General features: G+C 41.1%; 1 protein-coding gene. It reads right to left on the bottom strand.

All coding sequences use genetic code 11. The features are described from left to right. Positions 1 to 37 precede the first annotated feature (37 nt). The coding region (locus AC2JF9_RS09150; protein WP_500727143.1) for an inorganic phosphate transporter at positions 38 to 455 on the bottom strand (418 nt) is incomplete at its 5' end.

Raw genomic sequence — 455 nt, 5'->3', positions numbered from 1 at the left:
ATATAAAAGTATTCTCATCAGAATGATCGGTTTTAAGTTAAATTCCTCCGCCTTTTTCGTAAAACACCCTGCTGTCTTCTTTTATCGTTTTGGCCAGACTCAGGGATCCAAGTGTTGCTGTGCAAACACTGAATAAAACAATCACGGAATATAGATCCCTTTCGACAAAAATTTTCACAAAACTATATGAAATCACCAGTGAGACAATTGGAGAGACGATCCAGACTTTAAGAATTTTGCTGATAATTTTCTTTTTCAGGATACCAAATCCATTTTGAGATGCTCCGATACCAATAATGGCCGTGCTCGTTACTTGTGTCAGGGGAACAGGAAGCCCATAGATGGAGGCCAGGATTACCAGGAAAGCTCCCGTTCCTGATATCGCTCCGCCTTCCAGCAAGGAAAAATTCGTAATCTTTTTCCCATTTGTTTGCAGCACCCCACCGCCCATAAAT

The sequence above is a fragment of the Lactobacillus sp. C449L genome (genome assembly GCF_059900815.1).
The sequence above is the reverse complement of the archived record's forward strand: the minus strand, read 5'-3'. Positions and strand labels throughout refer to the sequence as shown.